Here is a 13,999-nt window from a genome sequence, read left to right as displayed (position 1 = left end):
ATGGCATCAGAACATCACCTGGCCGCCGGTAATATTGATTGACTGGCCGGTACAGTAAGATGCTTTATCACTGGCGTAAAACAACAACATATCCAGCACATCCTGATAGTCACAACCGCGTTTGAGCGGCACTTTATCAATGTAATACTGTTCTACTTCGTCGGCCTGAATGCCGAGTTTCTTAGCGTATTGCGGTAATAATGACTGGAACATCGGCGATTTCAGCAGGTTCCCTAACATCAGCGAATGGACAGTAATACCGTATTCCGCCAGATCCAGCGCCAGAGATTGCGTCAGCCCCACGCCGCCGAATTTCGCCGCACTGTAACCCGCGTTGTGTTTGCTGCCCACTTTGCCGGATTTGGAGTTGATCTGGATGATGCGACCCGGAATTCGGTCGCGGATCATCAGACGGGAAAACTCCCGGGCGCAAAGGAAATACCCGACCAGGTTCACCTGAAGTGAGAGATCAAAATCATTGAGAGCAAAGTCGGTAATCGGCGAGGCCTTCGCCATTCCCGCGCTGTAGACCAGCAAACTGACGCCGCCAAAGGTCTGATCCACCGCCTTCGCCAGCTTTTCAACGCTACTTTCATTCGTGGCATCGACCACAAATCCAAATGCCCTTTCGTCTCCAAACTGCTGATTAATCTGTGCCGCAACTTCTGCGGCATTCTTTTCATTCAGATCTGCCACCGCAACCCGATATCCGGATTCAGCCAGCCCCTGACAGAGAAATGCGCCCAGCGTCTGCCCACCGCCGATCACGACTGCAACCTGTTCCATAACTGACTCCTGACTTTAGTGTTAATCGATAAATTTCAATATGCTGCCCAGCGGAATGTCTTCGGGCGTTACGCCTTTTACATGTACGCAGCCGGGATATTCCGCCTCCGCGCTGCCGTCAAAACGCAGCGTGATATGTCCGAGTTCGCGCAGGTTTTGCATCGCCACCTCGCCCACGGCGGTCACCGGATAAAGCACATCAGCCAGTTCCATGCAGGCTCCGCGATGCAGTTCGCCTTCGGTCTGGCCGTGCTGATGAATAAAGCAATAATCCTGAATATCAGCCGGTGCGCCTTCGCGGAATGTAATCAGCATCTGATCAAATAACGCCTCGCGGGCAAAGTCTCCGATATGCGTAATCCTGGTTTGATAAATAGTTTGCATGGTGACTCCTTACTGATAGATGAAGGCGGACGCGGCCCAGGCGATAAGCACCGTCGGGGCACCGGTGAGGAAACGGCTGACCAGCACGGACGGCACACCGACGCGAACGGTGTCCTGCTTGGCTTCTGCCAGTGAAAGCCCGACCGGAATGAAGTCGCAAGCCGCCTGCGCGTTAATCGCAAAGAGAGCCGGTAAAGCCAGATGCGGCGGAATATTGCCCAGCCCGATCTGAACGCCGACCAGCACGCCGATGACCTGCGCGATCACCGCACCGGGGCCGAGGAAAGGAGACAGCAGCGGGAAGGAGCAAATCAGCGCCAGCAACACCAGTCCGACAGGACTTTTGGCCAGAGGCGTCAGGCCGTGCGCCACCAGGTCGCCAAGACCAGACGCCATAATGATGCCAATCAGTGCCGCCACAAACGCCATAAACGGCAGGATAGTTTTGAGCACCGTATCAATGGTATCGCGCCCGGCCTGGAACAACACCGCGACGCCCGACCCCATGCCCATTCCGACTTTTGCCAGCAGTCCGTCACTCTGCTCGGTGATTTTTTTGGTGGTGTCGTAGTCTCTCACAGCCGCTGTAGGTGCGGGTTTACTGTCCACAGGTGCCGGTTTTTCGCGTTCACTGGTATCGAAAACGATGTCGTGTTCACGCACACCGGAGACATAAATGTCTTCTGTAATAAACTGTGCCAGCGGGCCGGATTTGCCGGTCGAATGGATGTTCACGGTCGGGATCCGACGTTTTGGATAAATACCGCAGCGCAGCGTTCCGCCGCAGTCGATCACCGCCACACCGATTTCTTCTGCCGGGGGCTCACCTTCTTTAAAACCATCAACGGTTTCCCAACCCGTCAGTTCCGCCAGTTTGTCGACGATCGCCGGACGCGTGCCCGCCGTGATATACACAATTTTTTTGCCTGGTACGGCCTCAATCAGTAACGGACCGCCCCAGCCACCTTCACCCCGGTTAATTCGAATGGTAACGCTCATTTTCTGCTCCGCGTTTAAAGTTGAACCTGACGATCAAGCTGAATGCCCATCTTCCTTTCGAAGATGCGCGTCGTGAGATCGGTCACCCAACCCCGGAAGAAGTTGGTCACCATGCCGACGAGGAAATAGCTGACCGCCAGTGGCCCGAGCGGTAATCCCAACGTGGTCAGCCCGCTGGCCACACCGAGATAAACGAACAGTTCGCCAGGATTAATGTGCGGGAATAATCCGTTCATGGAATGGCAGCTGTAGGAACCCGCCGCATAGTAACTCGGCTTGTAAATCTCAGGCATGAAGCGCCCGAGACTCAGCGTCATCGGGTTACAAAAAACAAATGTGCCGATGACCGGCAACAACAGATAACGTGAAACCGGATTTCCGGCACAGCGCTGCGCCAGACGTTCGATCCTGCGCTGACCCACAAAAACGATCAGCGCATTCATGACCACCAGCAAACTGATTAAGAGCGGTAAAATGCCGGTTACCATACCGACAAAAACCTCTCCCCCTTTTTGAAACAGGCCGATAAACCATTCGGCACTGTGTGTAATCACTTCAATCATCTTGTTCTCCTGTAGGGATACGTGAGCTTTAAGCTTTCATGTTTCGTCACTCCACGCTGAAAATATAATCATATTGAACTTATAATAATTCCATATTGATCACATTTCGAAAGATTTACCTTTCGAAATGAAATTTTTATAATCAGGTACTGGCAGAGAATTAAAACGGGCGGGAATGGCGGGTAAAAAAATGGCCCGGAGAATAGTCTCGGGCCATTTTTTCAGGGAATTACAGAAAGGAAATTAGAAAGAAGCTTATGCCGACACCGTAAACGCGAGCATCATGCCGGTATCTTCGTGTTCCAGCAGATGGCAATGCGCCATATAGGCATGCTGTTTATCCGCCAGGTGACTGAAGCGCACCAGCACTTCGCTGCGGGCGCCTTCGACGCGGACGATATCTTTCCAGCCCTGACGGTGCGGCGCGACCGGCTGGCCGTTTTCAGAAAGAATACGAAACTGTGTGCCGTGGATATGGAACGGATGCAGCATCATGTCGCCTTCGCCGGAAATCGTCCATTTCTCGTATTGCCCTTGTTTCACATCGAACGCAGGCACGTTCATGTCGTAGGCTTTGCCGTTGATTTTATTGCCCTGCATGAAATCGTAACTTCCGGCCACTTTGCCCATGTCCATTCCGGCCATACCGCCGTGGCCGTCATGGCCCGAACCGGACATCCCCGGCATCGCCGCCATATCCATATCACCGCCGCCGTGATCCATGCTCATGCCGGCCATCGCGCTGTGACCGTAACGTTTCATCAGCGCCGCCATGCCCTGCTGATCCAGTTGCGGATCCATCATCAGTTGCAACCAGCGGGTCGGCAGATTATCAGTAGAAACCAGCGCCGGAAGCGGCACCAGCGTGTCCGGCAGTGAACCGCCGCTTTGGGTCAATGTCGGCTGAATGCGTAGTACCGGCAACGGCTTGTCGAACGGTGCCAGCGTCATACCCATTTGTTTCACCGGCAATGTGACCAGATCAAACGCTTTACCGTCGCTGCAATCAATCAGCACTTCAAAACGTTCCCCCATCAGCAACGGCAAATCACTGACTTTTACCGGCTCGGAAAGAAAACCGCCGTCGCTGGCAATAACGTACATCGGCCGCTGGTCGCTGGTGGCGATGTGCAGCGAGCGCGCATTGCAGCCGTTAAGCAGACGAAAACGCACCCAGCCGCGCGAAATGCCGTGCTGCGGATAAATCGCGCCGTTAGTCAGCATGTGCTCGCCGAACCAGCCGATCGCGGCAGTCATCACGTCCATCTGGTAATCAATCTGTCCGGCGTCGCTGAGGCGTTTGTCCTGCAAAATGACCGGAATATCATCCACGCCCCAGCGTTTCGGGATCTGTAATGCGTCGCTGCCTTCATCTTCAATCAGGACTAATCCGGCCAGCCCCATTGCCACCTGATAGCCGCTGGTCTGATGCGGATGCGGGTGAAACCAGCAGGTCGCGGCGGGTTGATCGAGCTGCAAACTCACGCTGCGGCTCTGGCCCGGCGCGATCAGCCCCTGAGGACCGCCGTCAATGTCACCAGGAATTTCCAGCCCGTGCCAGTGAACGGTGCTCGCGACGTCCAGATTGTTTTTGACCGTGACATTGAGCGGTTTGCCCCGCCGCACGCGCAGCGCAGGCCCCAGCAGATTGCCGTTCACGCCCCAGGTTTGTGTATTCACCCCGGGCAGAAACTGGCTCTGACCACGTTGCAGGGAAAGCGAAATCGCGCTGCGGGCATCCGGTTCAAGCAGTGTGGGAATGGGCAACGCCGGGCGGTCAGCGGCCAGCGCAAACCGGCTCCAGCCGGGTAACGTACTGGCGGCGCCCAGGAGCGTTGTCCACTTCACAAAATCGCGACGGTTCATGTTCAGTCCTTATGATGGAAAATTGCCAGACGAACGGCATAAAACTGCCATAATAGTACGACAGCCTAAACCCTCCACTAAGGGGAAGGTCAAGTGGCGGGCACGCAGAAAAGAAATTTGGTGCCACTCATCGCAAATATGGTAACGTCATTTCGATTCGCTTTGAGCCAGGTTTTTCTAATCTTTCAATCTAAAAGAACAAGAACACTTCCATGAAAAGAACAACATTGTGTTTGCTGTTACTGTCGCTGCTCGGCTTCTCCTCCGCCAGTCAGGCGTTGAGTGAGTCAGAAGCAGAAGATCTGGCGGATCTGACCGCAGTCTTCGTTTATTTGAAAAATAACTGCGGCTACGAACAGTTGCCTAATACCCAAATCAAACGGGCGATCGTCTTTTTCGCACAGCAGAATCGCTGGGATCTGAGCAACTACAACAGCTTCAATATGCAGGCAATGGGTGAAGACAGCTATCGCGACCTGAGCGGCATCGCAGTTCCGAAACCGGCCAAATGCAAATCTCTGGCGCGCGATTCACTGAGTCTGCTGGCTTATACCAACTAAATTTCCCCCGCAGTGCTCCGTCAGTCTGATGCCGGAGCGTTTCATTTCCCCTCTCCGGATCCGCGTCACACCTCACTCAGCTACAATTAAGCTAAATTTATCTGTTTGAAATTCAACCGTGCATGCGCAGGCAGAGTTAGCTATCATGTGCGCCCATTTTTATGGCTGCGAATGCTCAGGAGAAACAAAGACATGTCCCGGAACTCGTCACCCAAAGAAATATGGTATGAGACGCTGCACGCCCATTTTGGCCAGTACTTCAGCGTCGAAAAAGAGTTGTACCGTGAGAAAACTGAACACCAGGATCTGGTGATTTTTGAGAATGCGGCGCTGGGCCGCGTGATGGCGCTCGACGGCGTGGTGCAAACCACCGAACGTGATGAATTTATCTATCACGAGATGCTGACACACGTTCCGTTACTGGCGCACGGCGATGCCAAAAAAGTGCTGATCATCGGCGGTGGCGACGGCGGAATGCTGCGTGAAGTCTGCCGTCATAAAGGCGTGGAATCGGTCACGATGGTGGAAATTGATGCCGGCGTGGTGGAGTTTTGCCGCCAGTATCTGCCCAATCATAATGCCGGTGCTTACGATGATGCCCGTTTCAATCTGGTGATTGAAGATGGCGTGAATTTCGTGAATCAGACCGCTGAAACGTTTGATGTGATTATCTCCGACTGCACCGATCCGATCGGTCCGGGAGAAAGCCTGTTCACCTCGGCCTTCTACGAAGGTTGCGCGCGTTGCCTGAAACCGGGCGGCATTTTCGTGGCGCAAAACGGTGTCTGCTTCCTTCAGCAGGATGAAGCGGTCAACAGCCACACCAAACTGAGCCACTATTTCAGTGATGTCAGTTTCTATCAGGCCGCGATCCCGACCTATTACGGCGGCATCATGACCTTCGCCTGGGCGACCAATAACCCGGCTTACCGCCAGATCGACAGCCAGACATTGCAGGCGCGCTTCGACGCCGCAGGCATTACCTGTCGCTATTACAATCCGGCGATTCATCACGGCAGCTTTGCGTTGCCGCAGTATTTACTGAATGCCCTGTCAGCTGCGCGCTGATACCGCATCCGTAAGGGGGTGAACTAAATTGCAAAAACTAAAACTGCATGGCTTCAATAACCTGACCAAAAGCCTGAGTTTTTGTATCTACGATATCTGCTACGCCAAAAGCGCAGCCGATCGTGACGGCTATATTGCCTACATTGACAAAGAATATAACGCCAACCGCTTAACCGAGATCCTCACCGAAACCTGTTCGATTATCGGTGCTAACATTCTTAACGTTGCGCGGCAGGATTACGAACCACAGGGCGCCAGCGTCACGATTCTGGTGAGCGAAGAGCCGATTGACCCCAGTGATGTCGATACCACCGAGCATCCTGGCCCGCTGCCGAATTCCGTGGTTGCGCATCTCGATAAAAGCCACATCTGCGTGCATACCTATCCGGAAAGCCATCCTGAAGGCGGACTGTGTACGTTCCGCGCCGACATAGAAGTGTCCACCTGTGGCGTGATTTCACCGCTGAAAGCGCTGAACTATTTAATCCACCAGCTGGAATCTGACATCGTCACCATTGATTACCGCGTCCGCGGTTTTACCCGTGACGTGAACGGCGTGAAGCACTACATCGACCATTCCATCAATTCGATTCAGAACTTTATGTCGCAGGACATGAAAGGGTTGTACAAGATGATGGACGTCAACGTGTATCAGGAAAATATCTTCCATACCAAGATGTTACTGAAAGAATTCGATCTCAAGCATTATCTGTTTAATGCAAATCCGGAAGAACTGACTGGGCAGGAACGCAAGGAAATCACCGATTTGCTGTACAAAGAAATGCAGGAAATCTACTACGGCCGGAATCTCCCTGCCGTCTGATCGGCACATAAAAGAAAAGGCCGGGCATCGCGGGATGTCCGGCCTTTTTTTATCGTGAATTTTCAGCTAGCTTTAGGCCAGAGTCAGCGTAAATGGCTGTTCTAAAAGCAATTGTCTGATTTCTGAGTTCAGACCTTTATCGGTGATAATGTCAGTCATCCCGGCCAGCGGCGTGACACAAAAAAGCGAGTACGCACCATATTTACTGCTGTCAGCCAGCAACACCCTGCGGCGCGCATTAACGGCAAGATCCTGCTTGAGCCCGGCTTTTTCTTCTGTCGGCGTGGTGATCCCTTTGTCCAAACTCCACGAGTTACAACTGATAAACGCGATATCCGGATAGACGCTGCGCAGCAACCGGCGGCCATGCTCGCCGACGCATGACTGACTGCTGTCGTCGATACGTCCGCCAATAATGGTCACTTCGATTTGTTTAAATTCCGATAAAAACAGCGCGATACGCAAATCGGCTGTAATGACCCGCAGAGGCAAATGGGTCAGATTGCGCGCCAGTTCAAGCATCGTGGTGCCTGCATCGAGAACGACGGCATCGCCCGGTTTTACCATAGCAGCAGCGACTTCGGCGATGGCCTGTTTTTCCTGCAGGCTGCGCTGAAGCTTTTCATTGGTCGTCGGCTGGCTGGGAATGAAGCGGTTGAGCGTCACACCGCCGTGGCTGCGGCTGATGACACCCTGCTCGTCCAGTTTGATCAGATCCCGGCGAATGGTCGCCGGGGAGGCCGCAATAGCGGCAACCAGTTGTTCAACGGTGACCAGATTATGGCTTTTCAGATAATCCATAATCTGATCGAGGCGGCTTTGTCCGGTCAACGTGATTCCTTTTTTCCCTGCGCCGCTGGCGCAGAATTACGCCAGTTGTACGGCTAACTGAATGGAGATCGCCATGCTCTCAGACTTGGCTTTTCCTGTCCACGCAATATCAAATGCGGTGCCGTGGTCTGCCGACGTACGAATGAAAGGCAGGCCCGCCGTAATGTTCACGCCGTCATAGAATCCCATCAGTTTCAGCGGAATATGTCCCTGATCGTGATACATCGCCACCACCATGTCATACATCCCTTCGTAGGTTTGCAGGAACACGGTATCCGGCGGACAAGGCCCGGCAACATTAATGCCTTTAGCTTTCATTTTTTCCACAGACGGCCCGACAATCCTGATTTCTTCATCGCCGAACAATCCGTTCTCACCGGCATGCGGATTCACACCCGCCACCGCGATACGCGGGTTTTCGTAACCGACGCGACGCAGGAAGGTATCTGCCATCTGAATAACAGTTTCCACGCGCCCGGCGTTAAGCGTATCGAGGAACTTGCGCAGGGCAATGTGCGTGGTGACATGAATGACTTTCAGCTTGTCGGTGTAAAGCACCATCGCGTAATCGCGGCTGCCCGTTAGTTTCGCCAGCAATTCCGTATGACCCGGATAAATATGCCCGGCAGAATGCATCGCTTCTTTATTAAGAGGAGCGGTAGCGATGGCCTGAACGTGTCCGGCCATCGCCAGTTCGGTGGCGCGTTTCACACAGCGATAGGCCAGATCACCCGCTTCTTTCTGCACTTTTCCCGGCACCAGCGTCTGCGGATCCGCCAGTGGTTCGTCAATCACGTTGATGACGCCCGGCGCGAAATGTGCCTGCGAAACGTCATCGATAATGCGTAATTCAGCGGCTGGCGTGATCCCGAGAGCGAGGATCCGGCGGAAAGTCGCCGCGCATCCGACAACCACCGCAGGCGTACCGGACAACTCACCTTCAGCTAACGCTTTAATGATAATTTCAGGGCCAATACCGGCAGGATCACCCATGGTTACTGCAATAATTTTAGTCACTCAATTTCTCCTCAATAAAGCGTAAAACTTCAAATAGCGTATTTTCAGTGCCGAACCCACCCGCTTTGGTCATAACCGGCAAACGGTTAAGCGGGCTGTCGAGTAAAAATCCCCACGGAACACAGCCTGCAATCTGTCCTTTGATTTCAAATCCTTTCGCACCCAGCGCCCGGGCAACGGCCAGCGCAATATCTCCGCCGGACAGATATAGTCCGCCCGGTTTCGTCTCCGGTTGCTGTAAAACGTTCTGAATCAGTTGCCCGAGAAAGACGGCAATGCGCCCGCCCATTTGCGGGCGGCTGATGTGATTTTGCTGGCAAAACTGGGCAACGGAATGCCGCTGCTCTTCACTCTGACGGGTACGGATAAAACAATGTTTGCCCTCTGCGATGGCGTGGCGAATTTCAGCAGAAAGCGTCGTCAGCAGCCGGTCTGAATCCGCAGAGAAGAGCCGGAGAACATCAATATCAATCAGTGAAACGGGGCGGTGTTGTTGTACAAAAGTAATCTGCTGCGCCGCGATTTCACTCATTGAGCCGACAACCGCCAGCAGCGGTGCGGCTGTGCGTTCAGTGATATTCTCAGGCGAGGTTTGCGGCGTCAGGCAATGTTGCGCCAGCGCATGGCTCAGGCCGGAAGCACCGACCAGCAGCGGTCTGAATGGCAAACTTTCTGCGGCATGAATAATCAGTTTCAGATCTTCTGCGGACTGGCTGTCGGCCACGACAATGCGAACACCCGAGGCCGTCAGCGCGAAAAGCTGTGCCTGAAAATCCCCCGAACGCAGCACCTCAAGGCTGATGTGATGCTGGCGCAGCGACGTCTGTTCAGCCAGACGTGCGCCGACGCTGGCCGTGCTGACCGGCGTTTTCGGGTCTGTGGCGAATTCAGTTTCCGTCAGTAAGCGGCCATTCACGTAGCAAAGCCCGTCTTTTATCACTCGCCCGAGTTCGGGTACGGCGGGCGCGATAATCGCCAGCGGGCAATCGAGTGCCATCAGCACAGCTTCGGTTTCTGCCCCCAGATTCCCGCGCAGCGTAGAGTCGATTTTCTTGAAGACCCATCCTTTCTCAGTGGAAAGCGGTGACCCGGCCAGCACAGCCTGCGTGACTTTTTCCGCGGCATCCTCTGCACTCATAGCCCGGCTGTCGGTGCTGTAAATCAGTGCATGACCGGTGCCCACTTTTACCACGCTGCCAGTGACATCAAACTGCACACATACCGACATTCCCTGCGCCACCAGCGCCACGCCAGTATCATTCGCGCCGGTAAAGTCGTCGGCAATCACCAGCAGCCCGGCGGATTTCTGAAGTGCTGTATGAGTTACGGTTTTGGCCATCGTGGCTCCGTGATGAATGAGGTCGGGTTAATCTTGCTGGTTATGATTATATTCAATCATGATTGATTATATGTGAGCAAGTTCAAATTATTCAACTTCAATTTCGCCTATAAATTGCCCTGACGATGTGAGGAGTATCGACCTTTGATGATTAAACTCACTCTTACTAAAGACTCAGACGGCAGGAAAAAGGCATGAATATAGACAGCACGATCATCAGCGGTTATCAGTCATTACAGGACATCGGCTACTTGCTGGCCGGAAAACGTCAGGTTTTACTGGTCAGCGACAAAAACATTATTGGCCTGCCGCCGGTGCAATCGCTGATAGGCCAGCTGGATAACGCAGGCTGCGAGGTGAGCATTATTGATAGTGTGCCGCCCGAACCGAACCAGCATGACGTCGCCGCTATCCTGAAAACACTGCATCAGCCGCAGGTCGATCTGGTGATTGGCGTCGGCGGCGGAAGCGTACTGGACGTCGCAAAGCTGCTTTCGATTCTGTGCGCCGGAGATGAAACCGTCACGCTCGACAGTCTGCTGGCGGGCGAAAAACCGCAACACCGTACGACGTCGTTACTGATCCCAACCACTGCAGGCACCGGCTCAGAATCCACACCAAACGCGATTCTGGCGATCCCCGAAAAGGAAACCAAAATAGGCATTATCACGCCGGTCATGCTGCCCGATTATGTTGCGCTGGTGCCTGAACTGGCCACCAGCATGCCCGCGCGCATCGCGGCGTCTACCGGCATCGATGCGCTGTGCCATCTGTTCGAATGCTTCACGTCGGTCATTGCTAACCCGGTCAGTGATAACTTCGCGCTGGTCGGCATGAAGAAGCTGTTTGCCAGCCTCGAAACGGCCGTTGCCGAACCGGAAAATCTGCAGGCGCGGCTGAATATGCTGTGGGCGTCATATTACGGCGGCGCATCGATTGCCCATGCGGGCACCCATCTGGTTCACGCTATGTCCTATCCGCTCGGCGGCAAATATCACATTCCTCACGGGGTAGCGAATGCCATTCTGCTCGCACCTTGTATGGCTTTTGTCAGGCCTTCAGCCGTGAATAAATTTGCGCAGGCCTATGACTTAATTCCAGATGCCGACCGGACATTACGTGAAGAAGAAAAATCCCATGCGCTGGTGGAATATTTTGACGCGCTGGTTCATCGCCTGGATTTGCCGGTCAAATTAAGCCAGCTGAATATCACACCTGACGACATTCCTTATTTGTCGCAGGGGGCAATAGAGGTACAACGTTTAATTAAAAATGTACCGATGCCGGTCAGCAAAAATCAAATAGCGGAAATTTACCGCAGCATTCGTTAACCCCTTATTTCATATCCGATTACAACGACGTAAAGAGAATAAAATGAATAATATTACCGGAGTCTATACCGCCATTGTGACGCCGTTCTCCGCCAGGGGAGAACTCGACGGTGACGCATTGCGCCAGCAGGTAAAACGCCAAAAACAGGCAGGAAATAATATTTTCTGTAACGGCACTAACGGCGAATTCTTTATGCTCAGCGAGCAGGAAAAAATTCAAGTCACAGAGATTTGTCTCGAAGCCGCGGGCGATGACACGGGCGTGATGTCGCATGTCGGCGAGATTTCTACCCGCGACACCATTCGTCTGGGAAAACAGATTGAGAAACTCGGCGTGCGTGCCGTGTCGGTGATTACGCCGTGGTTTGCGGCGTTACGCCCACAGGAGTTGATTGCGCATTTCCGCGCCGTCGCCGATGCGCTGACGGTGCCGGTGTATCTCTACAACATTCCGGCAAGAACCGGTAATACGCTGACGCCAGATGTAGTCCGCGTACTAGCCGATCATCCTAATATCAAAGGGATTAAAGACAGTGCCGGTTCGTACGAGAGCCTGCACGGTTTCCACGAAGTCAGCCAGCAGTTTGCTGATTTTGACGTGCTGACCGGGCCGGATTCACTGATTTATCGCGGTTTCACCGAAGGCAGCGCCGGCTGCATTTCCGGTATCGCCAATATCATCCCCGCACAGGTAAACGCTGTTTACCACCATCTGCAGGAAAACCAGCCTGCCGCCGCCGAAGCGGTTCAGGCAGACATCAATAAGATCCGCACCGATTTATACAGCATTGCGTTTTCACCGGCCGTGGTTAAAAAAGCCGTGAATATGCTCGGGTTTAACGTGGGTGAAAGCCGGTATCCGGTGGAATTCACGCAGGACGATACACAGAAGATCCTGACCGTCATAAAAGAATTTAATTTGCGCGGCTAAACGCGCCTTACCTAACGAATCTACCGATCTCCTGCGCATGAAAGTGCGCAGGCAGGGTCCCCTACGCGCTGTGTGAGGAAAAAATGAAAGAATTTAGCTCATCAGATACGTTAATTATTATTGGCATTGTGCTCGCCTACATCCTGTTCACCACCTGGCTGACCTACCGGTTGCGCAGTAAAACCAGCGGCGATTTCATGGAAGGTTCGCGCGCAATGCCTGCGTTTATTGTCGGCGTGCTGCTGATGTCGGAATACATCGGTGCCAAATCCACCATCGGGACGGCGCAGGCGGCTTTCGAAGGCGGTTTTGCGGCGTCCTGGTCGATTTTGGGTGCCGCCATCGGCTTCCCGATTTTTGGTCTGTTGCTGGTCAAACGCATTTATAACACCGGAAAAATCACGATTTCGGGCGCAATTGCTGAGAAGTACGGCAACACGACCAAGAACATCATTTCAATCATCATGATTTACGCCCTGCTGCTGGTTAACGTCGGGAACTACGTGAGCGGTGCAGCGGCCATTTCTACCGTACTGAAAGTGAATCTGCCGGTGGCAGCCTTTATCACCGCCGTCGTCAGTACGTTCTACTTTGCGTTCGGCGGCATGAAAGGTATGGCGTGGGTGACGATGCTGCACAGCGCTATCAAGTACATCGGCGTGCTGGTGATTTCAGGCATCGCCTTGCACATGACCGGTGGCGTGATGCCGATGGTCAAAGAGATGCCAGATTTCTACTGGACGTGGGACGGCAGCATTGGCGCCAGCACCATCTTCGCCTGGCTGATTGGCACCATCGGTTCTATTTTCTGCACACAGTTCGTCATTCAGGCCATCTCTTCCACCAAAAGCGCGGAGTCAGCCAAGCGTGCTACCTGGGTCGCGTTCTTCTTCTGCGTACCGATTGCGCTGGCGATTGGCATGATAGGCGTGGCGGCTAAATTCCTGCACCCCGACATGAACAGCCTGTATGCACTGCCGGTCTTTATTCAGGACATGAATCCGTGGCTGGCAGGTCTGGTGACCACGTCGCTGGTGGCTTCGATATTCGTCAGCGTCAGTACCGTTGCGCTGGCCATCGCCTCGCTGATTGTGAAGGATTTCTACGTGCCTTACCGTAATCCAACGCCTGAGCGTGAATTCAAAATGACGCGCTGGTTGTCGCTGCTGATTGGTTTCCTGCCACTGATTTTCGTACTGCAGGTACCGGAAGTGCTGAAACTTTCCTTCTTCACCCGCGCAATCCGCCTCTCGATTTCGGTGGTTGCGGTCATGGCTTTCTACCTGCCGTTCTTCAAAAGCGCGCGCGGTGCGAATGCCGGCCTGATCGGTGCCTGCGTCGTGACGTCCGTATGGTATGTACTCGGCGATCCGTTTGGTATCAACAATATGTACATTGCGCTGGTCACGCCGGCCATCATTATGGTGATTGACCGTTTGATCCCGCAGCGAGCCGTTAAAAGTAAAAATGCACAAATTATTCAAAAGTCTGGAGCTTAAAG

General features: G+C 53.5%; 14 protein-coding genes. 6 read left to right on the top strand and 8 right to left on the bottom strand.

What is annotated here, in order from left to right:
- Window positions 1-6 precede the first annotated feature (6 nt).
- The 5 genes from srlD to cueO all read right to left on the bottom strand — a co-directional run bounded on the left by srlD (window position 7) and on the right by cueO (window position 4,598).
- The gene (srlD, locus tag GW579_RS10915; protein ID WP_152325084.1) at window positions 7-786 is read right to left on the bottom strand and encodes a sorbitol-6-phosphate dehydrogenase; all 780 of its coding nucleotides are present in this window, start codon (window positions 784-786) and stop codon (window positions 7-9) included.
- Between the two features lie 21 nt (window positions 787-807).
- Window positions 808-1,170 carry a PTS glucitol/sorbitol transporter subunit IIA gene (srlB, locus tag GW579_RS10910; RefSeq protein WP_165059041.1) on the bottom strand — a complete coding sequence of 121 codons (363 nt, stop codon included), beginning with the start codon at window positions 1,168-1,170 and terminating at the stop codon, window positions 808-810.
- 9 nt (window positions 1,171-1,179) lie between these two features.
- Complete coding sequence (srlE, locus tag GW579_RS10905) at window positions 1,180-2,169, bottom strand: PTS glucitol/sorbitol transporter subunit IIB (protein WP_165059039.1); 990 nt, start codon at window positions 2,167-2,169, stop codon at window positions 1,180-1,182.
- A gap of 14 nt (window positions 2,170-2,183) precedes the next feature.
- Window positions 2,184-2,732 (bottom strand): PTS glucitol/sorbitol transporter subunit IIC, encoded by a 549-nt coding sequence (gene srlA, locus GW579_RS10900; protein WP_165059037.1) that lies wholly within the window; start codon window positions 2,730-2,732, stop codon window positions 2,184-2,186.
- 255 nt (window positions 2,733-2,987) lie between these two features.
- Window positions 2,988-4,598, bottom strand: coding sequence for a multicopper oxidase CueO (cueO, locus tag GW579_RS10895; protein ID WP_165059035.1), 1,611 nt, complete (start codon window positions 4,596-4,598; stop codon window positions 2,988-2,990).
- A 212-nt stretch (window positions 4,599-4,810) separates the two neighbouring features.
- Here cueO and GW579_RS10890 point away from each other — a divergent pair, with 212 nt between their 5' ends.
- From GW579_RS10890 to speD, 3 genes are all read left to right on the top strand, one after another.
- Window positions 4,811-5,158, top strand: a complete 348-nt coding sequence (locus GW579_RS10890; protein WP_152325089.1) for a YacC family pilotin-like protein — start codon at window positions 4,811-4,813, stop codon at window positions 5,156-5,158.
- Window positions 5,159-5,350: 192 nt separating this feature from the next.
- Window positions 5,351-6,226, top strand: coding sequence for a polyamine aminopropyltransferase (gene speE / locus GW579_RS10885; protein WP_152325090.1), 876 nt, complete (start codon window positions 5,351-5,353; stop codon window positions 6,224-6,226).
- 28 nt (window positions 6,227-6,254) lie between these two features.
- A complete protein-coding gene (gene speD, locus GW579_RS10880) occupies window positions 6,255-7,049 on the top strand; it encodes an adenosylmethionine decarboxylase (protein ID WP_152325091.1) in 795 nt (264 codons plus the stop codon).
- Window positions 7,050-7,121: 72 nt separating this feature from the next.
- Here speD and GW579_RS10875 read toward each other — a convergent pair whose 3' ends face one another.
- Genes GW579_RS10875 through dtnK form a run of 3 tightly spaced genes read right to left on the bottom strand, consistent with a single transcriptional unit; the run spans window position 7,122 to window position 10,236 of the window.
- Window positions 7,122-7,880: a DeoR/GlpR family DNA-binding transcription regulator gene (locus tag GW579_RS10875; protein ID WP_152325092.1), complete on the bottom strand. Its 759-nt coding sequence runs from the start codon at window positions 7,878-7,880 to the stop codon at window positions 7,122-7,124.
- 36 nt (window positions 7,881-7,916) lie between these two features.
- A complete protein-coding gene (locus tag GW579_RS10870) occupies window positions 7,917-8,897 on the bottom strand; it encodes a D-threonate 4-phosphate dehydrogenase (RefSeq protein WP_152325093.1) in 981 nt (326 codons plus the stop codon).
- Window positions 8,890-10,236, bottom strand: a complete 1,347-nt coding sequence (gene dtnK / locus GW579_RS10865; protein WP_152325094.1) for a D-threonate kinase — start codon at window positions 10,234-10,236, stop codon at window positions 8,890-8,892. The genes GW579_RS10870 and dtnK overlap by 8 nt, the downstream gene beginning before the upstream one ends.
- A gap of 194 nt (window positions 10,237-10,430) precedes the next feature.
- Here dtnK and GW579_RS10860 point away from each other — a divergent pair, with 194 nt between their 5' ends.
- The 3 genes from GW579_RS10860 (at window position 10,431) to GW579_RS10850 (ending at window position 13,997) form a co-directional block, all read left to right on the top strand.
- Window positions 10,431-11,567 carry an iron-containing alcohol dehydrogenase gene (locus tag GW579_RS10860; RefSeq protein WP_165059034.1) on the top strand — a complete coding sequence of 379 codons (1,137 nt, stop codon included), beginning with the start codon at window positions 10,431-10,433 and terminating at the stop codon, window positions 11,565-11,567.
- A 43-nt stretch (window positions 11,568-11,610) separates the two neighbouring features.
- Window positions 11,611-12,498 (top strand): dihydrodipicolinate synthase family protein, encoded by an 888-nt coding sequence (locus GW579_RS10855; protein WP_152325096.1) that lies wholly within the window; start codon window positions 11,611-11,613, stop codon window positions 12,496-12,498.
- Window positions 12,499-12,581: 83 nt separating this feature from the next.
- Entirely contained in the window at window positions 12,582-13,997 is a 1,416-nt protein-coding gene (locus GW579_RS10850) for a sodium:solute symporter family protein (RefSeq protein WP_165059032.1), read from the top strand.
- Window positions 13,998-13,999: the final 2 nt, after the last annotated feature.

It is taken from the genome of Rahnella contaminans (genome assembly GCF_011065485.1).
GTDB lineage: Bacteria > Pseudomonadota > Gammaproteobacteria > Enterobacterales > Enterobacteriaceae > Rahnella > Rahnella contaminans.
This window is presented reverse-complemented; position numbering and strand designations above follow the sequence as displayed.

Excerpts from the sequence above, each read along its gene's own strand:
- srlD (WP_152325084.1), bottom strand. The coding sequence starts at position 786 with ATGGAACAGGTTGCAGTCGTGATCGGCGGTGGGCAGACGCTGGGCGCA.
- srlB (WP_165059041.1), bottom strand. The coding sequence starts at position 1,170 with ATGCAAACTATTTATCAAACCAGGATTACGCATATCGGAGACTTTGCC.
- srlE (WP_165059039.1), bottom strand. The coding sequence starts at position 2,169 with ATGAGCGTTACCATTCGAATTAACCGGGGTGAAGGTGGCTGGGGCGGT.
- srlA (WP_165059037.1), bottom strand. The coding sequence starts at position 2,732 with ATGATTGAAGTGATTACACACAGTGCCGAATGGTTTATCGGCCTGTTT.
- cueO (WP_165059035.1), bottom strand. The coding sequence starts at position 4,598 with ATGAACCGTCGCGATTTTGTGAAGTGGACAACGCTCCTGGGCGCCGCC.
- GW579_RS10890 (WP_152325089.1), top strand. The coding sequence starts at position 4,811 with ATGAAAAGAACAACATTGTGTTTGCTGTTACTGTCGCTGCTCGGCTTC.
- speE (WP_152325090.1), top strand. The coding sequence starts at position 5,351 with ATGTCCCGGAACTCGTCACCCAAAGAAATATGGTATGAGACGCTGCAC.
- dtnK (WP_152325094.1), bottom strand. The coding sequence starts at position 10,236 with ATGGCCAAAACCGTAACTCATACAGCACTTCAGAAATCCGCCGGGCTG.
- GW579_RS10860 (WP_165059034.1), top strand. The coding sequence starts at position 10,431 with ATGAATATAGACAGCACGATCATCAGCGGTTATCAGTCATTACAGGAC.
- GW579_RS10855 (WP_152325096.1), top strand. The coding sequence starts at position 11,611 with ATGAATAATATTACCGGAGTCTATACCGCCATTGTGACGCCGTTCTCC.
- GW579_RS10850 (WP_165059032.1), top strand. The coding sequence starts at position 12,582 with ATGAAAGAATTTAGCTCATCAGATACGTTAATTATTATTGGCATTGTG.